Source organism: Streptomyces sp. NPDC046887, from assembly GCF_040644755.1.
Taxonomy (GTDB): Bacteria; Actinomycetota; Actinomycetes; order Streptomycetales; family Streptomycetaceae; genus Streptomyces; species Streptomyces lichenis.
Genome location: NZ_JBEYXH010000031.1, coordinates 26,665 through 49,354 on the forward strand (window position 1 = coordinate 26,665; position 22,690 = coordinate 49,354).

Annotated in this window: 22 protein-coding genes; 7 read left to right on the forward strand and 15 right to left on the reverse strand. The window is 74.1% G+C overall.

The genetic code is table 11. The features are described 5' to 3' along the window. Positions 1-221: 221 nt before the first annotated feature. Complete coding sequence (locus ABZ945_RS24400; RefSeq protein ID WP_361273233.1) at positions 222-2,543, reverse strand: excinuclease ABC subunit UvrA; 2,322 nt, start codon at positions 2,541-2,543, stop codon at positions 222-224. A gap of 452 nt (positions 2,544-2,995) precedes the next feature. Here ABZ945_RS24400 and ABZ945_RS24405 point away from each other — a divergent pair, with 452 nt between their 5' ends. The 3 genes from ABZ945_RS24405 to ABZ945_RS24415 all read left to right on the forward strand — a co-directional run bounded on the left by ABZ945_RS24405 (position 2,996) and on the right by ABZ945_RS24415 (position 4,242). Then, positions 2,996-3,226 carry a hypothetical protein gene (locus ABZ945_RS24405; protein ID WP_361273236.1) on the forward strand — a complete coding sequence of 77 codons (231 nt, stop codon included), beginning with the start codon at positions 2,996-2,998 and terminating at the stop codon, positions 3,224-3,226. Between the two features lie 9 nt (positions 3,227-3,235). After that, positions 3,236-3,526 (forward strand): hypothetical protein, encoded by a 291-nt coding sequence (locus ABZ945_RS24410; protein WP_361273238.1) that lies wholly within the window; start codon positions 3,236-3,238, stop codon positions 3,524-3,526. Positions 3,527-3,690: 164 nt separating this feature from the next. Further along, the gene (locus tag ABZ945_RS24415; protein WP_361273241.1) at positions 3,691-4,242 is read left to right on the forward strand and encodes a hypothetical protein; all 552 of its coding nucleotides are present in this window, start codon (positions 3,691-3,693) and stop codon (positions 4,240-4,242) included. Here ABZ945_RS24415 and ABZ945_RS24420 read toward each other — a convergent pair. After that, a complete protein-coding gene (locus ABZ945_RS24420; protein WP_361273243.1) occupies positions 4,232-5,398 on the reverse strand; it encodes a methyltransferase in 1,167 nt (388 codons plus the stop codon). The two genes, ABZ945_RS24415 and ABZ945_RS24420, sit on opposite strands and share 11 nt — an antisense overlap. A 59-nt stretch (positions 5,399-5,457) precedes the next feature. Beyond that, positions 5,458-5,934 (reverse strand): GNAT family N-acetyltransferase, encoded by a 477-nt coding sequence (locus tag ABZ945_RS24425; protein ID WP_361273245.1) that lies wholly within the window; start codon positions 5,932-5,934, stop codon positions 5,458-5,460. A gap of 180 nt (positions 5,935-6,114) precedes the next feature. Between ABZ945_RS24425 and ABZ945_RS24430 the strand changes: the two genes are divergently transcribed. Continuing rightward, a complete protein-coding gene (locus tag ABZ945_RS24430) occupies positions 6,115-6,366 on the forward strand; it encodes a DUF1918 domain-containing protein (protein ID WP_361273247.1) in 252 nt (83 codons plus the stop codon). 9 nt (positions 6,367-6,375) lie between these two features. Here the strand turns inward: ABZ945_RS24430 and ABZ945_RS24435 are convergent, their stop codons facing one another. Next, positions 6,376-7,599, reverse strand: a complete 1,224-nt coding sequence (locus tag ABZ945_RS24435) for a family 10 glycosylhydrolase (RefSeq protein ID WP_361273341.1) — start codon at positions 7,597-7,599, stop codon at positions 6,376-6,378. A gap of 341 nt (positions 7,600-7,940) precedes the next feature. Between ABZ945_RS24435 and ABZ945_RS24440 the strand changes: the two genes are divergently transcribed. Continuing rightward, complete coding sequence (locus ABZ945_RS24440; protein ID WP_361273250.1) at positions 7,941-8,801, forward strand: 3-hydroxybutyryl-CoA dehydrogenase; 861 nt, start codon at positions 7,941-7,943, stop codon at positions 8,799-8,801. A 167-nt stretch (positions 8,802-8,968) separates the two neighbouring features. After that, positions 8,969-9,226, forward strand: a complete 258-nt coding sequence (locus ABZ945_RS24445; RefSeq protein WP_361273253.1) for a hypothetical protein — start codon at positions 8,969-8,971, stop codon at positions 9,224-9,226. Positions 9,227-9,262: 36 nt separating this feature from the next. On the opposite strand, the gene ABZ945_RS24450 is transcribed toward ABZ945_RS24445, so the two are convergent. From ABZ945_RS24450 to infC, 10 genes are all read right to left on the reverse strand, one after another. Next, positions 9,263-9,793: an NUDIX hydrolase gene (locus ABZ945_RS24450; protein ID WP_248637091.1), complete on the reverse strand. Its 531-nt coding sequence runs from the start codon at positions 9,791-9,793 to the stop codon at positions 9,263-9,265. Between the two features lie 78 nt (positions 9,794-9,871). Further along, positions 9,872-11,212: a transcriptional regulator gene (locus ABZ945_RS24455; protein ID WP_361273256.1), complete on the reverse strand. Its 1,341-nt coding sequence runs from the start codon at positions 11,210-11,212 to the stop codon at positions 9,872-9,874. Between the two features lie 356 nt (positions 11,213-11,568). Further along, on the reverse strand, positions 11,569-12,612 hold the full coding sequence (locus ABZ945_RS24460; protein WP_361273258.1) for a PP2C family protein-serine/threonine phosphatase: 1,044 nt from the start codon (positions 12,610-12,612) through the stop codon (positions 11,569-11,571). Between the two features lie 616 nt (positions 12,613-13,228). Next, positions 13,229-15,757, reverse strand: coding sequence for a phenylalanine--tRNA ligase subunit beta (gene pheT, locus ABZ945_RS24465; RefSeq protein ID WP_361273261.1), 2,529 nt, complete (start codon positions 15,755-15,757; stop codon positions 13,229-13,231). Continuing rightward, the gene (pheS, locus tag ABZ945_RS24470; RefSeq protein ID WP_361273263.1) at positions 15,757-16,896 is read right to left on the reverse strand and encodes a phenylalanine--tRNA ligase subunit alpha; all 1,140 of its coding nucleotides are present in this window, start codon (positions 16,894-16,896) and stop codon (positions 15,757-15,759) included. Before pheS ends, pheT begins: the two co-directional genes overlap by 1 nt. A 212-nt stretch (positions 16,897-17,108) precedes the next feature. Beyond that, positions 17,109-18,230, reverse strand: coding sequence for an ATP-binding protein (locus ABZ945_RS24475; RefSeq protein WP_361273265.1), 1,122 nt, complete (start codon positions 18,228-18,230; stop codon positions 17,109-17,111). Between the two features lie 56 nt (positions 18,231-18,286). After that, positions 18,287-19,147 carry an RNA methyltransferase gene (locus ABZ945_RS24480; RefSeq protein WP_361273268.1) on the reverse strand — a complete coding sequence of 287 codons (861 nt, stop codon included), beginning with the start codon at positions 19,145-19,147 and terminating at the stop codon, positions 18,287-18,289. 213 nt (positions 19,148-19,360) lie between these two features. Continuing rightward, complete coding sequence (rplT, locus tag ABZ945_RS24485; RefSeq protein WP_248637081.1) at positions 19,361-19,747, reverse strand: 50S ribosomal protein L20; 387 nt, start codon at positions 19,745-19,747, stop codon at positions 19,361-19,363. 164 nt (positions 19,748-19,911) lie between these two features. Beyond that, positions 19,912-20,106, reverse strand: coding sequence for a 50S ribosomal protein L35 (gene rpmI, locus ABZ945_RS24490; RefSeq protein ID WP_019884943.1), 195 nt, complete (start codon positions 20,104-20,106; stop codon positions 19,912-19,914). A gap of 121 nt (positions 20,107-20,227) precedes the next feature. Further along, complete coding sequence (gene infC / locus ABZ945_RS24495) at positions 20,228-20,944, reverse strand: translation initiation factor IF-3 (protein ID WP_361273344.1); 717 nt, start codon at positions 20,942-20,944, stop codon at positions 20,228-20,230. Positions 20,945-21,312: 368 nt separating this feature from the next. Here infC and ABZ945_RS24500 point away from each other — a divergent pair, with 368 nt between their 5' ends. Next, on the forward strand, positions 21,313-21,693 hold the full coding sequence (locus tag ABZ945_RS24500) for a DUF1844 domain-containing protein (protein ID WP_248637080.1): 381 nt from the start codon (positions 21,313-21,315) through the stop codon (positions 21,691-21,693). Positions 21,694-21,718: 25 nt separating this feature from the next. On the opposite strand, the gene ABZ945_RS24505 is transcribed toward ABZ945_RS24500, so the two are convergent. Then, positions 21,719-22,330, reverse strand: coding sequence for a response regulator transcription factor (locus tag ABZ945_RS24505; RefSeq protein WP_361273271.1), 612 nt, complete (start codon positions 22,328-22,330; stop codon positions 21,719-21,721). Between the last annotated feature and the right edge of the window lie 360 nt (positions 22,331-22,690).

Below are 22,690 nucleotides of genomic sequence, written 5' to 3' on the forward strand. Positions count from 1 at the left end.
CGTATGGCTCATCTCGCTCATCACCACCGCCGGCGGGATAGCGGGAACATGGTGGACCCAGCGCTAGCCCGCGTGCCCGGACCCGGTGCCGGTGCGGGACCTGCGCGGCGCGCGGGCCGGGGCACCCGCCGGTCGGCCCCGGCCGCCGCTTGAGACCGCCGGGCGGGCAGGCGCCGACGACCATCCGCCTCCCGGCGGTCCCGGGGCCGAGGCGCCGGCGGTCAGGCGCCGATGTACTCCGCCAAGTGCTCGCCGGTGAGGGTGGAGCGGGCGGCGACCAGGTCGGCGGGGGTGCCCTCGAAGACGATCCGGCCGCCGTCGTGGCCGGCCCCGGGGCCCAGGTCGATGATCCAGTCGGCGTGCGCCATCACCGCCTGGTGGTGCTCGATGACGATGACCGACTTCCCCGAGTCCACCAGCCGGTCGAGCAGGCCGAGCAGCTGCTCGACATCGGCGAGGTGGAGGCCGGTGGTCGGCTCGTCGAGCACATAGACGCCGCCCTTCTCGGCCATGTGGGTGGCCAGCTTGAGCCGCTGCCGCTCGCCGCCGGAGAGGGTGGTGAGCGGCTGCCCCAGGCTCAGATAACCCAGCCCCACGTCGGCGAGCCGGCGCAGGATGGCGTGCGCGGCCGGCACCCGGGCCTCGCCGGCCTTGAAGAACTCCTCGGCCTCCGCCACCGACATCGCCAGCACCTCGCTGATGTCCCGGCCGCCGAGGTGGTGGTCGAGCACCGAGGCCTGGAACCGCTTGCCCTCGCACTCCTCGCAGATGGTGGCCACCCCCGCCATCATCGCCAGGTCGGTGTAGATGACCCCGTTGCCCTTGCAGTGGGGGCAGGCGCCCTCGGAGTTGGCACTGAACAGGGCCGGCTTCACTCCGTTCGCCTTCGCGAACGCCTTGCGGATCGGGTCGAGCAGCCCGGTGTAGGTGGCGGGGTTGCTGCGCCGGGAGCCGCGGATCGCGCCCTGGTCGATCGAGACCACGCCCTCCCGGCCCGGGATCGACTGGTGCACCAGCGAGCTCTTGCCGGAGCCGGCGACCCCGGTGACCACGGTGAGCACACCGAGCGGGATGTCGACGTCCACGTCCCGCAGGTTGTGCGCGTGCGCGCCGCGGATCTCCAGCGCACCGGTGGGCTTGCGCACACTGCCCTTGAGGGCGGCCCGGTCGTCCAGGTGGCGGCCGGTGAGGGTGCCGGAGGCCCGCAGGCCCTCCACGGTGCCCTCGAAGCAGACCGAGCCGCCGGCCGCACCGGCGCCCGGGCCCAGGTCCACCACATGGTCGGCGATCGCGATCGCCTCCGGCTTGTGCTCCACGACGAGCACCGTGTTCCCCTTGTCCCGCAGCCGCAGCAGCAGCTGGTTCATCCGCTGGATGTCGTGCGGATGCAGCCCCGTGGTCGGCTCGTCGAAGACATAGGTGGCGTCGGTGAGCGAGGAGCCGAGGTGGCGGATCATCTTGGTGCGCTGCGCCTCACCGCCCGACAGGGTGCCGGAGGGCCGGTCGAGCGAGAGGTAGCCGAGCCCGATCTCCACGAACGAGTCCAGGGTCTGCTGGAGCGTGGCGAGCAGCGGGGCCACCGAGGGGTCGCGCAGCCCGCGCACCCATGCGGCCAGGTCGCTGATCTGCATCGCGCAGGCGTCGGCGATGTTGACGCCGCCGACCGTGGAGGCGCGGGCCGCCTCGTTCAGCCGGCTGCCGCCGCAGTCGGGGCAGGCGGTGAAGGTGACCGCCCGGTCGACAAAGGCCCGGATGTGCGGCTGCAACGCGTCCCGGTCCTTGGAGAGGAAGGACTTCTGGACCTTCGGGACCAGCCCCTCGTAGGTCAGGCTCATGTTGTCGATCTTCACCTTGGTCTGCTCGTGGTGAAGGAAGTCGTGCAGCTCGGTCTCGGTGTAGTCGCGGATCGGCTTGTCCGGATCGAGGAAGCCCGAGGAGGCGAAGACCCGCACCAGCCAGCCGTCCGGGGTGTAGCCGGGGATGGTGATGGCGCCCCCGGCGAGCGACTTGGACGCGTCGTAGAGCTGGGTCAGGTCGATGTCGGTGACGCTGCCCATGCCCTCGCAGCGCGGACAGGCCCCGGCGGGCTGGTTGAAGCTGTAGTGGAAGGCCGGTCCGGCGCTGGGCTCACCGAGTCGGCTGAAAACGATCCGCAGCATCGCGTTGGCGTCGGTGGCGGTACCGACGGTGGAGCGCGAGTTGGCGCCCATCCGCTCCTGGTCCACGATGATCGCCGTGGTCAGCCCCTCCAGCACATCGACCTCGGGCCGCGCCAGCGCCGGCATGAAGCCCTGGACGAAGGCGCTGTAGGTCTCGTTGATCAGCCGCTGCGACTCGGCCGCGATGGTGCCGAACACCAGGGAGCTCTTGCCCGAGCCGGACACGCCGGTGAACACCGTCAGCCGCCGCTTCGGCAGCTCCACGCTGACGTCCTTGAGGTTGTTCTCCCGCGCGCCCTGGACGCGGATCAGATCATGGCTGTCGGCGGCGTGCGGCTCGGGCGACCCGGTGTGCGCCGTCGGCTTCCCCGTGGCCTTGCTCATCGTGTCTCCATAGGTGTCTGTACGTGGGTGTGGCGTCTGTGATGTGCGTACGGGGCGGGCGGGAAGGCCCCGCGGCCCGGTGCCGTCCGCGTCGGCTCCACCCGCCCGACCGGGCCTGCATTCGGCCATGTGTACCGTACGTCGGGGCTTCCGCCGAGGTGGATCTTTCCGGCCGCCGGGGGCGCGTACGGGGCTCAGCCCCGGTCGAGGGAGAGCAGCCGGCGGGCCAGGATCCGTGGGGCCAGGTCGGGTGCGGGGTGCCGTCGCAGGAGGGGGCGGTGAGGACGCGGCGCGGGGAGTGGGCGAGGTCCCGCACCGCCGGGCGGGCCGCCGGGGGGGGGAGCAGCCGCATCGCCAGCAGGGTGCGCAGGCCGGCGGGATGCGGTCCGTACGGGAGGTGGTGGCGGGCCAGCTGGTCCGCGACGACCGGGGCGGTGGTGCGGGTGTCACCGGTGACCCGCCAGATCGCGGCCGCCGCGGCCGCCCGGGCCGCACGGGCCGGAGCCGAGAGCCGCTCCCGGACGAGCGGGAGCAGCGCCCGCGCGGCCGGGGGGAACGGGGCCCTCGGGCTTCCCCTGGTGCGCGCGCTGGCCGGGCTGGGACCGGCGGCTGCCCCGTACGCGGACCGGCTCCGTGCGCTGACCTCGGACCGCGAACACTGGGTCCGCGTCGAGGCGGCGTAGGCCCTGTGGGTGGCGACGGGGGACGGCACGACCGCCGTCCCGGTCCTGGCGGAGGTGGTGCGGCCGCTGGCCGAGGGGGTCCATCGGCCGGTCATGCTTCCGACGGTGCGGTATCTGGCCCGGATGGGCCGGGCGGCCGGTCCGGCGGCCCGGCTGCTGCGCGGGGTGCCGGGCGACGACCGGCGGCTGCGCAGCGGGGGCGGCTGGCGGGGGTTCACCGAGGACGAGGACGTCCGCACGGCCGTCGGCGCGCTGCTCACTGCCACCGGGGAGGGCGGCGAGGACGGGCCGCCCGGGTGACTGACCAGGGTGCCGCCGGCCACCGGATGACCGTCAGCCGGTGGTGGCACCGGAGGCCGCACCACCTTCAGCCGTCAGGCGTAGTACGCGCTCGGCCGCCCGAACGAGCCGGACACGACCGTGAGTTGATGTCCTACGGTGGGCCGCCCGGCCAGGCTGGGGCCATGCCGAAGACACCGCATCTGCCGCTCGTCCCCCGCTGGGCCCGGATCGCCGCCGCGACCGCAGCGCTGACCACCGTGCCGTCCGGGCTGTGGCGGATCGCCATCGCCGTGGGGATCCCCGTGGGGCTGGACCAGTCCGAGTACGACAACATGGGCGCGCCCGGCTGGGGGTCGCTCTATCTGATCGTCCTCACCGTTGTCGCCGAGCTGCTCTCCTACCTCACCCTGGGGCTGGTCCGGTCCTGGGGGGAGGTGTGGCCGTCCTGGATGCCGTGGCTGGCCGGGCGGCCGGTCCCGGTGCGGGTGGCCGTGGGGATGGCCGGGTTCGGGGCGCTGGCCACCAACACGTACGCCGTGCTGGCGGTCGGCACCTATCTGAGCGGCGCCCGGATGGACGGCCCCGACTGGGGCAACTGGCTGTTCCAGGTCGCCTATGCGCCGCTGGTGCTGTGGGGGCCGCTGCTCACCGCGGTCACCGTGCACTACTACCGGCGGCGCACCGGCCGGCTGGGGCTCACCGGCCGTGCGCCCGCCGTGGCGGTCAGGTCCTGACCGAGCGCAGCACGGCGAACTTCGGGTCGCCCGCCACGGTCTCGCAGTTGCCGAACACCCGGCGCAGGGTGACATGGTGGCCGAGGTGGCGGTTGGCGACGACCCGCAGTTCGCCCCCTCGGCGCAGGGCCCGCCGGGCGCCGGTGAACATCCGCCGGGCGGTCAGGTCGCTGGTCGCCTGGTGGCTGTGGAACGGCGGGTTGCAGAGCACCACGTCCACCGACTCGGGGGCGAAGTCCGCCAGTCCGTCGCCGGTGCGGAACTCGGCCTGGGTGGCGGCGGTTTTGGGGTTGGCCCGGAAGGTCTCCTCGGCGGAGGCGACCGCCTGGTACGACTCGTCGGTGAGGACCAGTTCCGCTCCCGGGTCGGTGACCGCGACGGCCAGGCCGACCACCCCGTTCCCGCAGCCCAGGTCGACCACCCGGCGTCCGTCGAGCCCCTCGGGCAGATGGCGGAGGAAGAACCGGGTGCCGAGGTCCAGGCGGTCGGCGCAGAAGACCCCCGCGTGGTTGACCACCGGGCGCCCGGCGACCCGGGCGGCGTCGGCGGGCAGCTCGTACCGGTACGGCCAGGGGCTCGGGGTGCGGGGCAGGGCGGGGTCGGGGGTGGCGAGGATCAGCCGCGCCTTGCGCACGGCGAGCGAGGTGCGGGTCGGGCCGATGATCCCCTCGAAGAGCCGGAGGGTGGAGGTGTGGACCTCCTTGACCATGCCGGTGCCGATCACGAGCGTGCCCTCGTGGACGGCGGGCGCCAGCCGGTGCAGCTGGTCCTCCAGCAGGGCGAGGCTCTTGGGCACCCGTACCAGCAGGACGTCGACCCGCTCGGGCGGCGTGTCCCGGGTGGTCAGCAGCTGTACGTCCGCGGGGGCCGTCCCGGCGGCGGTGAGGTTGGCGCGGGTCGCCCGCTGACCGAGGTGGGAGTCGGCGATCTGGACCAGGGGGCGCCCGGGGTGGCGGGCGGCGAGGGCGGTGGTGAGCGCGCCCCAGCGGTCGCCGACCACCGCCACCGGGCCGGAGGGTACGGCGGTCTCGGGGTCGGCCAGGTGCCGCAGCAGATACTCGTCGGCGGCGTCCCAGGCGCGCAGCCGCTCGCGCGGGTCTTCGGGGAAGCGGGTGAGCCGGTACTCGCCCCAGGGCGTGGTCAGACGGTCGTTCATCGTGGACTCAAGGCTAGCCGGTGCCGGGGGCGGGGCCGGCGGGCGGGCGGGCGGGCGGTTCAGCCGAGGGGCAGCTGCATGAACTCGCCGTCGGGCGGGGCGGTGAAGCCGTGCCGGGCGTAGAGCCCGTGCGCGTCGGCGGTCGCCAGCATGATCCGCTTGAGCCCGAACGGTGTCAGCCGCTCGCGTACGGCGGTCACCAGGGCGTCGCCGATCCCCCGGCCGCGCGCCGCCCGGTCCACGTAGACATCGCACAGCCAGGCGAAGGTGGCCTGGTCGGTGACCACCCGGGCGTAGCCGATGAGCGCGCCCGAACCCATCTCGTACACCCCGAAGTTGAGCGAGCCGTCGATGGCCCGGTCCTGGTGGGCGCGGCTGCGGCCGAGGGCCCAGTAGGCATCGGTGGACAGCCAGTGGTGGATACGGGCCCGGTCCAGCCGGGCGGGGTCGGTGGAGATCTCGTACGCCGGGCCGGTGCCGCCCCCGCCCTCGTCTCCCGGCCGTCCGCCGCCCGTCCGCCCGCTCGCCTGGTCCATGATCGGACTCTGGCAGCGGCGGGCGGGGGTTGTCACGGGGTGTGCCGGAAGTTGCCGAGGGGCGGCGGGCGGGCGCAAGCGCCCGTACGGGTGAGCGGCCCGGGCCTGCGGACGTACACTCGCGATACGGACGAAGTACGCCATAGGGGGATCAATCACTATCGCCATGAGGAGGTCCCCATGCACGCGACCGTGGGCGACACGCTGCTGGTGCACGGCAGGACCGTGGGGCAGCACGACCGCACCGCCGAGGTGATCGAGGTGCTCGGGCACGACGGTGAGCCGCCGTACCGGGTGCGCTTCCGCGACGACGGCCATGAGGCCCTGATGTCCCCGGGCCCGGACAGCGTCGTACGGCACCATGAGCGGCCCGCCGGACTCGGCGGCGAGCCCGGCGGCACCCTGGGCAGCGGGCCCGGCGCGATGACCTGACCGGGAGGGTCAAAGGGCGGGGTAGTGGTCGGCGACCACCCGTGCCATCGCCCCGGACTTGTCGGCCACCACCTCCTTGGCCGCGAAGAAGACGTGCCCGCCCACACCCGGGTGGTCGGCGGCCAGGGTGAGGTGGCGGGACAGCTCGGCCGGGTCCTGCCAGGCGGCGGGCTGGGCCGGGTCGCCGCACTTGTAGAGCGCCTCCCCCGCGTACAGGTCCGTACCGGAGTCCCGTACCACCTCGTCCCACCAGCTCAGCAGGGTCCGGTAGTCGGCGGCGGCGTTGCCGATGTGCCAGTACAGCTGGGGCGCGATGTAGTCGACCCAGCCCTCCCGGGCCCATTTACGGGTGTCGGCGTGCAGGTCGTCGTAGGTCTGCACCCCGGCCCGGGTGGCCGAGCCGAGCGGGTCGGTGGCGGCGTTGCGCCAGACCCCGAAGGGGCTGACGCCGAACCGGGCGTCCGGCCGGACCTCCGCGATCCGCTCCGCGGTCTCCCGTACCAGCTGGTCGATGTTGTTCCGCCGCCAGGCCGCCTTGTCCGGGAAGCCGTCGCCGTACTCCTGGTAGGCGGCGTCGTCGGCGAAGGTCTGCCCGGCGACCGGGTAGGGGTAGAAGTAGTCGTCGAAGTGGACCCCGTCCACCTCGTAGCGGGCGACCGCGTCGAGCATGGCGTCCACCACGAAGCGCCGCACCTCCGGCAGCCCCGGGTTGTAGTAGAGCTTGCCGCCGTAGGGCAGCGCCCAGGAGGGGTTGCGCCGGGCCGGGTGGTCGGCGGTCAGCCGGGTGCGGTCGGTGTGGGTGGCCACCCGGTAGGGGTTGAACCAGGCGTGCAGTTCCAGTCCGCGCGCGTGCGCCTCGGCCACGGCGGTGCCCAGCGGGTCCCAGCCGGGGTCCTTGCCCTGGGTGCCGGTCAGGCACTGGGCCCACGGCTCGTACGGGGAGGGCCAGAGCGCGTCGGCGGTGGGCCGCACCTGGAAGACCACCGCGGTCAGCCGGCGCCGTACCGCCGCGTCGAGCAGCGCCAGCAGCTCGCTCTGCTGCTGGGCGGCGGTGAGCCCGGTGCGGGAGGGCCAGTCCCGGTTGGTGACGGTCGCCAGCCACATCCCGCGAAAGCCGGTGGAGGTCCGGCCGGTGCCGCCGCCCCCGGGCTGCCCCTCCGGCGCGGGCGGCTGCGCCTGGTCCCGGCCGCCGCCGCGCCGGGGCGCCGCGCCCGCGCCGCCGGTGGCCATCATGGCCGCCACCAGGGCCGCGGTGGCCGCCGCCAGCCCCCTCCGGCCGATCGGCCCGGCCGCCGCCCTGTCGTTCGGCCCGTCCGCCATCCCGCCGACCGCCTCACCGGCCGCCGCGTCCGCCGTTCCGCCGGGTGCCGTGGTCCCTCTGGTCCGCCGCATCGCCTCGCCCCTCGCTTCCGCTCACTTCCGGGTCGTCCTGGCCGAGCATGGCCGCCCCACCGGAGCATGCCCGCCCCGGCCCGCCCGTCATCCGCGCGTACGGAGTAACGTCGTGGCGTCGAGGCGGGCGCCGGAAGCACACGGGGGACCTGCCGCAGGAGGACTGAAGCGAAAGGCACGATGTGACCGACATCGAACGCGTCGGAGTGGTGGGCTGCGGCCAGATGGGCGCGGGCATCGCGGAGGTGTGCGCCCGCAGCGGGCTGGAGGTCAAGGTCGCCGAGACCACCGGTGAGGCGCTGGAGTACGGCCGCACCCGGCTCTACACCTCGCTGAACCGGGCCGCCGAGCGCGGCAAGATCACCGAGGAGGAGCGCGACGCGACCCTCGCCCGGCTGACCTTCACCACCGACCTCGGCGAGTTCGCCGACCGCGATCTGGTCATCGAGGCGGTCGTGGAGAACGAGCAGGTCAAGACCGAGATCTTCCAGGTCCTGGACCAGGTGGTCACCCGCGAGGACGCGATCCTCGCCTCCAACACCTCCTCCATCCCCCTGGTGAAGCTGGCGGTGGCCACCTCCCGCCCCGACCAGGTGATCGGCATCCACTTCTTCAACCCGGCGCCGGTGCAGCAGCTGGTGGAGCTGATCCCGGCGCTCACCACCTCTGAGGGCACCATCAGCCGCGCGCAGGGTGTGGTGGAGAAGGTGCTCGGCAAGCACGCCATCCGCGCCCAGGACCGGTCCGGCTTCGTGGTCAACGCACTGCTGATCCCGTATCTGCTCTCCGCGATCCGGATGTTCGAGTCGGGCATCGCCAGCCGCGAGGACATCGACAACGGCATGGAGCTGGGCTGCGCCCACCCGATGGGCCCGCTGAAGCTCGCCGATCTGATCGGGCTGGACACGGTCGCCTCGGTGGCGGACTCGATGTACGCCGAGTACAAGGAGCCGCTGTACGCCGCTCCCCCGCTGCTCCAGCGGATGGTGGACGCGGGCCGGCTGGGCCGCAAGACGGGCTCCGGGTTCTACCCGTACAACTGAGTTGGGCGGGGCGGGAGTGCCGCCTCCGTCACTCCGCGTCACGGAAATTCGCACGGGGTGTGCGGAGCGTGTGCGCAGAGGCGCCGCACACACGCTCCCCCGGTCTCCGTCCGAGGGGTTGACTCGCTACCGCCCGGTACCCGTCAGCCCCTTGAGGAGCGAGAGACATGACCCCCACCGACCCCGACCACTTAGCCGCCGAGGAACTCGCCGAACTGCGCCGCTGCCTGGACGTCGGGTTCGCCCGGATCGACGGACGGCTCGCCCTGCACTCCCACCGCGACGGCCAGGCCGACCGCGAGCTGGCCGAGCTGGCCGCCCGTGTCGCGGCACTGGAGCACAACCGCTGGCCGCTGCCGGCCGTGGCCGCGTTGAGCGCGGCCGGGGCGCTCGCCGCGACCGTGTGGCAGGCCGTCGGCCGCTGACCGGCCCGGCCCGGCCCACGGGCGTGAACGGCTTGGTCAGCCCAGCCGCAGATGGTGCAGCATCAGCAGCCCGGCCGCCATGTTGGCGGCCGGGACCTCGCCCCGGGCGATCATGTCCGGGACCAGCTTCAGCGGCACCCACTCCCGCCGTGCGGACTCGAAGGCGTCCTCGGGTTCGCCGATGTGCTCGGCCTCTTCCGCCCAGTACAGATGGTGCCGGGCGTCGCTCAGGCCGTTGGACGGCTCGACGGTGAGCAGATGGGTCAGCGGGCCGGGGCGCCAGCCGGTCTCCTCCTCCATCTCCCGGGCGGCGGCCGTCTCGATGTCCTCGCCGTCCTCGACGACCCCGGCGGCCAGTTCCCAGCCCCAGCTGCCGGTGATGAAGCGGTGCCGCCAGAGCAGCAGCACCTCGTTCGCCGGGTTGACGACGGTGGCCGCGGCCACCGGGCGCAGCCGGATCAGATAGTGGTCCAGCCGGCGTCCGCCGGGCACGGCGACATCCGCCAGATTGACCTTGAACCAGCGGTTCTCATACACAGTTTGTTCGGATCGGTTCGTCCACTGCATGTTTCTGCCACCTTCCGACAAAGGGATGGCAACATCGCAGCAGTTCGCGGCCCGGGGCGGAACGTCGCACGGGGGACGTCACAGCGGCACGCGCAGCGCCCCGTCGATCAGCTCGGCGGCCTCCTCGGCGTTCTGGCAGCCGCTGGCGGCCAGCTTGCCCCGCACCTCGCGCAACCGGTCGCGCAGCCGCTGGGACTCCATCCCCCGGGCCCGTTCGGCCATCTCCCGGGCGGTGCGCGCGGCCAGGTCGGGCTCGCCCTGGCGCAGCTGGATCCGGCTGAGCATGGCGAGCCGGTGCACCCGGCCGCGGTCGTGCGCCGGGGTGGCGACGGCGGCGGTGGCGTGCTCCCGCGCGGCGTGCAGCTCGCCCAGACTCAGCAGCGCCTCGGCGACCTGGACGTTGACCAGCCCCGGCTGCACATAGCCGGTCTCGTCCGGCTCCCGGCCGGGCCGGATGCGCTCGGCCTCCGCCTCGGCCCGCCGGATGCAGGCCAGTGCCTCGGAGCCGTCCCCGAGATGGGCGTACGCCTTGGCCTGCATGGCGTGCAGATCGGCGGCGAGCGCGGGGGTGATCTGCCGGCCCGCGGTGCGCAGCGCGGCCTCGGCGAAGGCCACCGCCTGCCGGAACTCCCCCAGGAACAGCGACTGGTTGACCAGCAGGGCGATCACATAGGCGCCGAGCCCCTGGTCGCCGCTGGCCTTGGCCAGCCGCAGCGCCTGGTGGAAGTAGCGCTGGGCCAGGCCGTGGGCGTCGGAGTCGTAGGCGCAGATCCCGGCCACCGCGACCAGTCCGCCGGTGGCGCGGTGCAGTTGGCGGCCCAGGGCGTCGGTGTAGCCGCCGCGCAGCAGCGGGGCGGTCTCGGTGTTGAGGAACCGGACGATCCGGGCCCGGGTGGCCACCCCGCCGGATCTTCGGTACATCAGCTCGTAGTGGGCGCGGGCGGCGCGCAGCAGTGCGATGTCGGAGGGGCCGACCCTGTCCTGTCCGGCGCGGGAGACATCGGTGTCCTCCGGTGGGTTCTCCCACTCCCAGACCGGCATCACCGCGGGGGTGCCGGTGACGGCGGAGGCGCCCAGTATGTGCGGGCGCTGCTGCTCGTCGGAGCGCCACAGGGCGGTGGCCCGCTCGACGAAGCCGGACAGCGGGGAGCCGTGCGCGGCGGGCGCCTGGCCCGGTACGCCGAGGCCGATGTCGTCCAGGCCGACGGGGCGGCGCAGCCGGGTGCCGAGCACTTCGCAGATCAGGTCGGGGACCTGGCCGCGCGGGCGCTGCCCCTTCAGCCAGCGGGCGACGGCGGTGTGCTCGTAGCGCAGGGCCAGTCCCCGGGCGCGGCCGGCCTGGTTGACATGGGCGGCGAGGCCGGCGTGCGAGATGCCCGCCTCGTCCAGCAGGGCGTCGAGCAGGGTGTTGGGCTGCATGGTGGCCCCTCGTGGTCGCGTGCCCTGGGTGGGCCTGACGACGGATCGGGTGCCCTTCCGGGCGGGGGAGGGCGCCGCGGGGCGGCCCGTCGGGCGGGCCGCTCGATGGCGACAGCGTAGTGCGGCGGCGTTCGCACGGGGTGTGAACGGAGTACCCGCCTCCGGGCGGCGCGCGCACTGCCGCCGCGGCGGGCGGGGCGGTTGACTGGTCGTCTCGCACAGAGCGGCCGGGTCGCCGGCTCCCCCTCGTAGAACGCGGCGGCCCTCGTGCACCGTCCGCCCGCCTGACCCGCCCACACTCCGCGGCGGGCGGACGGGGCCGGCCGCTCCTCACCCGGCCGGGGTGCGAGACGACCTCAGGGGTACGGGAGTTCCCGCGCCGAGCCGGTCCGGCAGGGCTGCGGCAGGATGCCGGGGCGGCCGTGCGGCGGGCGGCCGTCGTCCCGTACCACCAGCAGCGCCACGTCGTCGGCGAGCCGTCCGCCGGTGTGGCGGAGCAGCGCCGTGTGCACCCGCCGGATCAGGGCCGCCGGGGGCACCGGCGCCGCCTGGGCGCTCTCGTCGAGGAGCTGGCGCAGCCCGAAGAAGCGCCCGGCGGCGTCCCGGGCGTCCTCCGCCCCGTCGGTGTGCAGGACCAGCGCCTCGCCGGGCGCCAGGACACCGGCCCGGTGCACCGGCGGCTCGGCCGGCAGCGGGAACACCCCGAGCGGCGGCAGCGGTTCACCGGCGGTCAGCCGCTCGGCGCCGCGGGGGCCGAGGCGGTACGGGAGGGGGTGGCCGCAACTGACCACCAGCACCGTGCCGTCGGGGCGGATCTCCAGCAGCAGCAGGGTGACGAACTCCTCGGCGGCCGGGCCGCCCGCGCCGTCCCGTTCCCTCAGATGACGGTCGTGCGCCCGGTCCAACCGGTGCAGTACGCCGGCCAGTTCCCCCTCATCGTGGGCCGCCTCCCGGAAGCTGCCCAGCACGGCGGCGACCGCGCCGAGCGCGCCGATGCCGTGGCCGCGCACATCCCCGATGACGCAGCGCACCCCGTGCGGGGTGGCGACCGCCTCGTAGAGGTCGCCGCCGACCGAGGCTTCCTGCGAGACCGAGAGCTGGCCCGCGGCCACCGCGAGCCCGTCCAGCCGCGGCGGCAGCGGGCGCAGCAGCACCTGCTGGGCGGCCCGGGCCACCTCACGTACCTGGTGCAACTCGCGCAGCAGCCCGCGCCGGGCGCCGAGGACCAGGCAGACGCCGACCGCGCAGAACACCCCGCCGGTGACCAGCCGCGCGCCGGCCCCGTCGAGCCGGGCCAGCGGGCAGAGCAGCTGCCAGAGCACCGCGGCGGCGCCCCACAGCAGCGGCGGCAGCAGCGGCCCGAACCGGCGCCACCGCGACCATGGGCCGTTCGGGTGCACTACGTGCGGGCTGAGAGGTCTGGAACGGAGCATACGGACCGCCCTTCTCCGGGCCGTCACCCGTGGTCGGGGCGACTGCCCCGATCGTCCACGGCCCCGGGGCACGTCCACCAGCCCTCCCACTCGAACGAGTGAGGGATGCGGCCCCGTGGTGTGATCGGCGGGGCGGGGCGGTGGCGTGCGGGGGGGGGGGGGACGCACGGGGGCTGTACGGCCGGGCGAGGTCGTCGGCCGTGGCCCGGGCGGCCGGTCGCGACCGGAGCCCTCGCGGCCTGGCGCGAGGAGGGGCCGACGAGCGCGCGCCGGGGGATGGAGGCCGCCGGTCGTGGCGGGGCGGTCTACGGCCCGGCGCCCACCGGGGACGGGCGCCCGGCCCGCCGGTCGTGAACGGGCTTCGGGCGCGGGTCCCGGGCGGGCAGAGTGAGGGGCGCGCGAGGGGCGCCTGAAACGCGGCTGTGGCGACCGCCGCGCACCGACGCACCGGCACGGACGGGCGCACGCCGACGCGCCGGTGCAACCGGTCCGGCCAGGCGACACCCCCGCCCCTACCGCAACGCCCCGCCCCCGGCGCCGTAGCGGCCGGGGGCGGGGCGTTTCACCGGATCATCCCGTCCGGTCAGGCGCCCCGCAGGACCGCGCCGGTGCGTTCGGCGGCCAGGGCTACCGCGGTGTCGCGGGCGGCGGAGGCCTCCTCGACGGTGAGGGTGCGGTCGGCGGCGCGGAAGCGGAGCGCGTAGGCGAGGGACTTGCGGCCCGCGCCGATCTGCTCGCCGGTGAACACGTCGAACAGGCGGAGGGATTCGAGGAGTTCACCCGCCCCTTCGCGCAGGGCCCGCTCCACCTCGGCGGCGGGCACCGCGGTGTCGACCACCAGGGCGACGTCCTGGGTGGCCACCGGGAAGGCGGAGATCCGGGGGGCCGGGACGGGGCCGGTGGAGGCGGCCTCGACCAGGTCGAGGTCCAGCTCCATGGCGCTGGTCCGGGCCGGCAGGTGCAGGGCCTTCACGACCCGGGGGTGCAGCTCGCCGGCGTGGCCGGCCACCCGCTCCTCGCCGTCCACGACCACCACCAGCTCGGCGCAGCGGCCCGGGTGCCAGGGGCCGTACTGGCCCTGGCGGACCAGGAGTTCGGCGCCGGCCTCGCGGGCCACCGTGCGGGCGGCCTCGACCGCGTCGGCCCAGTCGGCCGGGCGGCCCTGGCCCCACCAGCCGGCCTGCTCGCGCGCCCCGGCGAGGACCACCGCGGCGTGCCGGGGCTGCCGCGGCAGCACGGCGTTGACGCGGGCGATCTCCTCGTCGGTGGGGCGGCGGTCGACCGGGAGGCGGGCGGCGATGCCGGACTCCTCGGCCGCCGTGAAGACCAGGCCGGTTTCGAAGAGGGCCAGGTCATGGCTGCCACGGCCGTCGTTGCGGCGCAGCGCGGCGAGGAGGCCGGGCAGCAGCGTGGTGCGCAGCGCCGGCTCCTCGTCGGAGAGCGGGTTGACCAGCTTCACCGTGCGGCGGGCGGGGTCGCCGGCCGGGAGGTCCAGCTGGTCGAGCACCTGCTCGCCGATGAACGGGTAGTTCAGCGCCTCGACGTACCCGGCGCCGGCCAGCGCGCGGCCGACCCGGCGGTGCGCCCGCTGGCGGGCGGTGAGCCCGCGGCCGGCCGGGGGCTTCGGCAGGGTGGAGGGCAGGTTCTCGTACCCCTCCAGCCGGATGACCTCCTCGGCGAGGTCGTTGGGCTCGCGCAGGTCGGGGCGCCAGGACGGCGCCGTGACGACCAGCTCGTCCTGCCCGTAGACATCGCAGCCGATCTCCTGGAGGCGGCGGACCACCGTCTCCCGGCCGTAGGCCATCCCGGCCACCCGGTCGGGGTGGTCGGCGGGCATGGCGACGGTGTGCGGCGCGGAGGGCGCCAGCACCTCGGTCACCCCGGCCTCGGCGGTGCCGCCGGCGAGCAGCACCAGCAGGTCCACGGTGCGCTGCGCCGCGGCCGCGGCCGCCGCCGGGTCCACGCCGCGCTCGAAGCGCCGGGACGCCTCGGAGGACAGCCGGTGCCGGCGGGCGGTGCGGGCGATGGCGATGGCGTCGAAGTGGGCGGCCTCGATCACCACATCGGTGGTGCCGCTGACCTGGCCGGTCTCCGGATCGGTGACCGGGTCGGCGATCTCGGTGTGGGCACCGCCCATGACCCCGGCGATCCCGATCGGGCCGCGGTTGTCGGTGATCAGCAGGTCCTCGGCGTCCAGCACCCGGACGGTGCCGTCGAGGGTGGTGATCTTCTCGCCGGGCTCGGCGCGGCGCACCGCGATGGGTCCGTCCAGCCGGCTGCGGTCGTAGGCGTGCAGCGGCTGGCCCAGCTCCAGCATCACGTAGTTGGTGACGTCCACGGCGAGCGAGATCGGCCGCATGCCGGCCTTCTGCAGCCGGCGCCGGAGCCAGATCGGGGAGCGGGCCTCGGGGTCGAGCCCGACCACGGTGCGCGCGGTGAAGCGGGAGCAGCCGATCGGGTCGGAGACGGAGACCGGGTAGCCGTACGCGTTGGGGCCGGGCACGTCCAGGAGTGCCGGGTCGCGCAGCGGCAGCCCGTAGGCGATGGCGGCCTCCCGGGCGATCCCGCGCAGCGAGAGGCAGTAGCCGCGGTCGGGGGTGACGGCGATATCCAGGACCTCGTCGTACAGCTCCAGCAGCACGGTGGCGTCGATGCCGACCTCGTGCTCCGGCGGCAGCACGATGATGCCGTGGCTGCCGTCGTCGCCCATACCCAGCTCGTCGCCGGAGCAGATCATGCCGCGGGACATCCGCCCGTACGTCTTGCGCTCGGCGATCCGGAAGTCCCCGGGCAGCACCGCGCCGGGCAGCGCGACGACGACCTTGTCGCCCTCGGCGAAGTTCCGGGCGCCGCAGATGATCTCCTGCGGCTCACCGGTGCCGTTGGCGCTGCCCACGTCGACCGTGCAGAAGCGGATCGGCTTCTTGAACTCGGTCAGCTCCTCGACGGTGAGCACCTTGCCGACCACCAGCGGGCCGGTCAGCCCGGCGCCGAGGCGCTCGACGGTCTCGACCTCCAGGCCGGCCGACACCAGCTTGGCCTGTACGTCGCGGCCGGTCTCCGTCGCCGGCAGGTCGACGTACTCCCGCAGCCACGAAAGCGGGACCCGCATCAGATCTCCATCCCGAACGGCCGGGTGAACCGGACGTCACCCTCGACCATGTCTCGCATGTCCTCGACGTTGTGGCGGAACATCAGCATCCGCTCGATGCCGAACCCGAAGGCGAACCCGCTGTACCTCGCCGGGTCGACCCCGCAGGCGATCAGCACGTTGGGGTTGACCATGCCGCAGCCGCCCAGCTCGATCCAGCCCTCGCTGCCGCAGGTGCGGCAGGGCCGCTCCGGGTCGCCGACGGAGGCGCCGCGGCAGACGTAGCAGAGCATGTCCATCTCGGCGGACGGCTCGGTGAAGGGGAAGTAGTTGGGCCGCAGCCGGGTCTTCATGTCCGGCCCGAACAGGGCGCGGACCATATGGTCCAGGGTGCCCTTGAGGTCGGCCATGGTCAGGCCCTCGTCCACGGCGAGCAGCTCGATCTGGTGGAAGACCGGGGTGTGCGTGGCGTCCAGCTCGTCGGTCCGGTAGACCCGGCCGGGGCAGACCACGTAGACCGGCGGCTCGCGGTCGATCAGGGTGCGGGCCTGCACCGGGGAGGTGTGGGTGCGCAGCACGATGCCCGACTCGTCGCCGGTGGTGGCCTTCCCTTCCGGAGAGGCGCCCTGGACGAAGAAGGTGTCCTGCATCTGCCGGGCCGGGTGGTCCGGTACGAAGTTCAGGGCGTCGAAGTTGAACCACTCGGCCTCGGCCTCGGGGCCCTCGGCGATCTCGTAGCCCATGGAGACGAAGACGTCCGCGACGCGCTCCATGAAGGTGGTGAGCGGGTGGCGGGCGCCGGCCGGGACGCGGTCGTGGGGCAGCGTGACGTCCACGGCCTCCTCGACCAGCACGCGGGCGTCCCGCTCCGCCTCCAGCTCCACCTGGCGGGCGGCGAGCGCCTTGCTGACCTGGCCGCGGGCCTGGCCGACGCGCTTGCCGGCCTCCGCCTTGGCCTGGGGCGGCAGGGCGCCGATCTCCCGGTTGGCGAGGGCCAGCGGCGAGGTGCCGCCGGTGTGGGCGGTCTTCGCGGAGGCGAGCTCGTCCAGGTCGGCGGCGGCGGCGAAGGCGGCGAGCGCCTCGTCCTTCGTGCGCTCGATCTGTTCCGGTTTCAGTGCCTCGACCTCGACTGGGTCGTACGACTTGTTGGGTGCCGACATCTCTTCCCGTGCTTCCGATGGGGTGGCTGGGGCCCCCGCTCGACGACCGAGGACGTGAATGTGCCAAAGGTCGAGTCTAGCGGGGGTACGGGGCGGGCCCGGCGGGCGCCCGTGAGCGGGGCTGCCGGGGCGGCCCTGCGGTCCGCGGGTCCTGTACGCCGGAATGGTGCCGCGCCGGGGTGGAGGCGCCCGTGGGCCGGGCGGCGGGGCTGCTAGAGCAGGCCGGCCGGGGTGCCCACGGGCAGGGTGAATCGGAACTGGGCGCCGCCGGAGGGCGCCCGGCCGACGGTGATGGTGCCGCCGTGGGCCTCCACGATGCCCTTGACGATATAGAGGCCGAGCCCGGTACCGCCGCGCTTGCTGCCGCGCCAGAAGCGGGTGAAGACCCGGGCCATCGACTCCTCGGGGATGCCGGGTCCCTCGTCGCTCACGGTCACCGCCGTCCCCTTCTCCTGGTCGCCCTCACCGCCGGGGCCCGCGTCCGCGGGCGCCACCTCGATGGTGACGGTTCCCTCGCCGTGGCGCACCGCGTTTTCCAGCAGGTTGCCCAGGACCTGGTCGATCTTGTCGGGGTCGGCCCACAGCTCGGGCAGCGGGCGGCGCACCCGGGCGACGAAACGGTCCGGCGGCTCCCCGCAGGAGAGGTGCGCCTGGATGTGGCGGCCGACCGCGGCGGCAAGGTCCACCGGCTGGCGCCGCACCTCCAGGCGCCCGGAGTCGATCCGGGAGATGTCCAGCAGCTCGGCGATCAGCCGGGTGATCCGTCCGGCGTCGGCGTCCACGGTCTGGAGCATCAGCCGCTTCTGGTCGTCGGTGAACCGCTCCCACTTGGCCAGCAGGGTGGCGGTGAAGCCCTTGACCGAGGTGAGCGGGGAGCGCAGCTCATGGGCGACGGTGGCGATCAGCTCGGCGTGGCTGCGTTCGGTACGGCGCCGGGCCTCGGTGCCGCGCAGGGTGACCACGACCCGTTCGACCGGACCGAGCGGCCGGTCGCGGACGTAGCGGGCGGCGACCAGCACCTCCCTGCTGCCGGGCAGCAGCAGGTTCCGTTCGGGCTGCCCGCCGCGGATGGCGAGCCCGCCGTAGGGGTCGGTCAGCGCCCACCAGCGGTGGCCCTTGAGGTCCTGGAGCGGCAGCGCCCGCTCCAGTGGGGCGCCGATCGCCTGGGCGCGGGGGGTCCGGGTGATCCGGGCGGCGGCGTCGTTGAAGCAGACCACCCGGCCGTCCCCGTCGGCGATGACCAGTCCGTCCGGCAGGTCGTCCGGGTCGCAGCCGCCCAGTAAGGCCGCCGGAGTGCCCGCGGCGGTCTCGGGCCTGCTCGTGGCGCGCGTCATCGCCGAATCCCTACCCCTCCGTCGTGTGACGCTTGGCCCCCGAGCCCGTCACCCTACTAGCTGGAGGTCACGGAGCGGCACCCTCCGGCAGCACGCTGCGCACGGGCGGAGCCGTAGAGGCACACGGCGGCGGCGGTGGCGAGGTTCAGGCTCTCGGCGCGGCCGTGGATGGGCACGCGGACCACGGCGTCGGCGAGCGCCCGGGTCTCCTCGGGCAGCCCCCAGGCCTCGTTGCCGAAGACCCAGGCGGTGGGGGTGCCCATGGTGCCGGCGTCCAGCTCGGCGTCCAGGTCCCGCTCCCCGGCCCCGTCGGCGGCCAGCACCCGCACCCCGGCCTCCCGCAGCCCGGCGACGGCCTGCTCCACGGGGACGCCCACGGCGACCGGGAGGTGGAAGACGGAGCCCACCGAGGCCCGTACCGCCTTGGGGTTGTACAGGTCCACCGAGGCGTCGGTGAGCACCACCGCGTCGGCTCCGGCCGCGTCGGCGCAGCGCAGCACGGTGCCGGCGTTGCCGGGGTCGCGGACGTTGGCGAGGACGGCGACCAGCCGGGGGCGGGCGGCCAACACCTCGGCGAACGGCGAGTCCAGGAAGCGGCACACCCCGAGCAGCCCCTGCGGGGTGACGGTCTGGGAGACGTCGGCCAGCACCTCGGCGGAGGCGTGGTGCACCCGGGCCCCGGCGGCCCGGGCGGCGGCGACGATGTCCGCGTACCGCTCGGCGGCCTCGACGGTGGTGAACAGCTCCACCAGGGTCGGCTCCCCGGCCCCCGGCCCCCGGTGGGCGACCGCCTCGCGGACGGCCTGCGGGCCCTCGGCGATGAACAGGCGCTCCTTGCTCCGGAAGGTCCGCTTGGCGAGCCGGCGGGCGGCGGTGACGCGCGGGGAGCGGGGGGAGATCAGCTCGGGGGTGGCCATGGCGGGCGGCGGCTTCCTTCGTGGATCGGCGGCGGGGCGGCGGGGCCTTAGGGCGGGGCGGACGTCTTCCCGTAAGGGATTCCGTGGCGGAGGCCTCCGGGCAAAGACCGGACCCGCAGGCGCGGGGCCTGCGGGTCCGGGCGGGGTACGCGGAAGGTGCGCGCCTGGCGGATCAGCCGGCCGGCACGGGGCCGGCCGGCGGACGCCGGTGGATCAGGCGGCGGCCTTCGGGGCGTTGACGTCGCTCGGCAGCGCCTTCTGGGCCACCTCGACGAGCGCGGCGAACGCGCCGGCGTCGTTGACCGCGAGCTCGGCCAGGATCTTGCGGTCCACCTCGATGTTGGCGGCCTTCAGACCCTGGATGAAGCGGTTGTAGGTGATGCCGTTGGCGCGGGCCGCGGCGTTGATGCGCTGGATCCACAGCTGACGGAAGTCGCCCTTGCGCTTCTTCCGGTCGTTGTAGTTGTAGACCAGCGAGTGGGTGACCTGCTCCTTGGCCTTGCGGTAGAGGCGGGAGCGCTGGCCGCGGTAGCCGCTGGCCTGCTCCAGGATCGCCCGGCGCTTCTTGTGGGCGTTGACTGCCCGCTTGACGCGTGCCACGTGTTAACTCCTTGTAGCGGGGCCGTGGTGGTGCCCATACGGCCCGGAAACGATTGGGTCCCGGCGGGTGCTGCCGGCGGCCCTCGTCGCCGAGGGCGTGACGCCGATCAGCCGGCGGCGGCCCGCGCCTGCGGGCGGCGGCTGATCCGGCGTGCGAGCGTCGCTCAGATGCCGAGCATCTTCTTGATCTTGGCGGCGTCGCCCGGGGCCATCTCGGCGTTGCCGGTGAGGCGGCGGGTCAGCTTGGAGGACTTGTGCTCCAGCAGGTGGCGCTTGCCGGCGCGCTCGCGGAGCACCTTGCCGGAGCCGGTGATCTTGAAGCGCTTCTTGGCACCGCTGTGCGTCTTGTTCTTCGGCATCGCGCCGTTCTCTCCTCGTCAGTGGCGCTCCCCGCCGGCCCGGTCGGGACCGGCGGTGGGGGCGTCAGATGTATCGGTTGAATCCGGGGCGGGTGCCTCGGGTGCGGGTCCCTGGCGGGACCTACTCGGCGGGCTGCTCCGCCGGGGCCGGCTGCTCCGCCTCGACCGACTGCTCCGCCTCGGCGGACTCGTCGGCCTGGGCCGGCTGGCCCTGGCGCTCGGCCTTGCGGGCGGCCTGCGCCTCGCGGGCTTCGGCCATCGCCTCGGTCTTCTTCTTGTGCGGACCGAGAACCATGATCATGTTCCGGCCGTCCTGCTTGGGGTTCGACTCGACGAAGCCCAGGTCCTGGACATCCTCCGCGAGGCGCTGCAGCAGCCGGTAGCCGAGCTCCGGCCGGGACTGCTCACGTCCGCGGAACATGATCGTGATCTTGACCTTGTCGCCCTGCTTGAGGAACCGGACGACGTGACCCTTCTTGGTGTCGTAGTCGTGCGGGTCGATCTTCGGCCGGAGCTTCATCTCCTTGATGACCGTGTGCGCCTGGTTCTTGCGCGCCTCACGGGCCTTCATGGCCGACTCGTACTTGAACTTGCCGTAGTCCATGAGCTTGCAGACCGGCGGACGGGCGTTGGCCGCCACCTCGACGAGGTCGAGGTCGTACTCCTGCGCAAGCTCCAGGGCCTTGGCAAGCGGAACAATCCCGACCTGCTCGCCGCTGGGACCGACAAGTCGCACCTCGGGAACGCGAATCCGGTCGTTGATGCGGGGCTCGGCGCTGATGGATCCTCCTCGGTAGCACCACGCGAACGCCTGGCGGACGGACGCGTAACGTCTTATGACAGTTGAGACCAACCGCGCCGGTACATGAAAAATGCCCCGGACGGGACACAGGCGGGGCTCCAAAGCAAACCGGAGCACCGCCGCGGTCAACCGCGGGGCGCACATCGGGCGGATCCATCGTCCGTACGGAACGATGGGGACCGCCTGACCGGTGACCCGCCTCCCCGAGGGGTGGCCAGGTGGGAGATCGGAGCCTCCACTTGCGGGCCGGAGCGCATACACGTCCGGCCGGTCGTCACACAAGGTTAGCACCTCGCCGTCGGTGGAGCGACCAGGCGCGCCGGCGGCGGGACGGTACGGGCGCGCGAGGGGGGCCGCCGGGCCCGCTCCCGTACCCCTCCTCCCGTACGCCTAAGGTGTGACGCATGAACGACGACGCCACCCCGGCGGGCTCCGGCCCGGGCAACGACACCCCCGACTTCGACGCCATGACCCGCGACATCGCCGAGGTGCCCGCGGTCGAGGTGATCGTGACGGTCGCCGTCAACCTGATGAGCGCCGCCGCGGTGAAGCTGGGCCTCACCGAGGACGGCGACGCCCACAAGGACCTGGACGAGGCGCGCAAGCTGGTGCACGCGCTGGCCGGGCTGCTGGACGCGGGCGTCACGGAGATCAGCTCCTTCCACGCCGCCCCGCTCCGGGACGGCCTGAAGTCGCTCCAACTCGCCTTCCGCGAGGCGTCCCTCGTCCCCGACGAGCCGGGCCAGGGCCCGGGCGAGAAGTACACCGGCCCGGTCTTCGGCTGAGGCGGCGGAGCGGGGGCGACCGGCGCTACAGCACGCCCTGGCGCAGGGCGAAGGCGACCGCCTGGGTGCGGTTGCGCAGGCCGAAGCGGCCGGTGACCCCGCTGATCACCTGCTTGATCGTGCGCTCCGAGTAGTTGAGGCGGCCGGCGATCCGGGTGGTGTCCAGCCCCTCGGACAGCAGGCGCAGCACCTCGATCTCCCGGTGGCTCAGCCCCGAGAGCGTCATGCCCAGCGGGTCCAGCACCTCGCCCTGGAGCGACCGCACCTTGTCGACCAGCCGGCCCTGGAACTCCGGCGGCAGGCAGGCGGCCCCCTGGGCGACGCTCCGGATGGTGTCCACCACCACGTCGAACCCGGCCACCGACCGCGGGATCACACTGCGCAGCCCGGCCTGCACGGCCCGCAGCACATAGTGCTCGGGCACCGCGTCCGAGACCAGGACGATCGCCGCTCCCGGCTCGCGGCTGCCCGCGGCCAGTGACTCCAGCAGCCGCATGGTCGACTCGCGGATCTCCTCGGCGAGCACCAGCAGCACCTCGGCCTTCGGCCGCTCGGCCGGCGACAGGATGCGGAGTTCCGGATAGTCCCGCAGGCGGGCGAGCGTGCCCTCGCCGGTGAGCGCCTGTTCGGCGATCACGGCGATCGGGATGGTGGCCGCGGCGGGCGGACACGGACCACGCCGGGTGCCGCGGGGGCGGGGGCGGGGAGGCGACAGCGTCAGGTTCATGGATCCGGTCGGCTCGGTGTCTCTTCGTCGGTGGGAACGGGCCCCGGGGATGCGGGAGGACGGCACCGGAGGGGCCGCCGCCAGCGTGGCAGAGGGGTCTTGGAGATGGCTTGGGCCCGGTTTGGGCCCGGTTCGGACCTCTCGCGCCGGGCGGTGCGGGGGCGGGACTGCCCGCCGGGGCGGGAAGTCCTGTCCGATCGTGCGGCTGCCGGCCCCATGCCGGAAGGACCCGCCCGACCGGGCTGTTGGATGGCGTCGGGTGCCACCGGC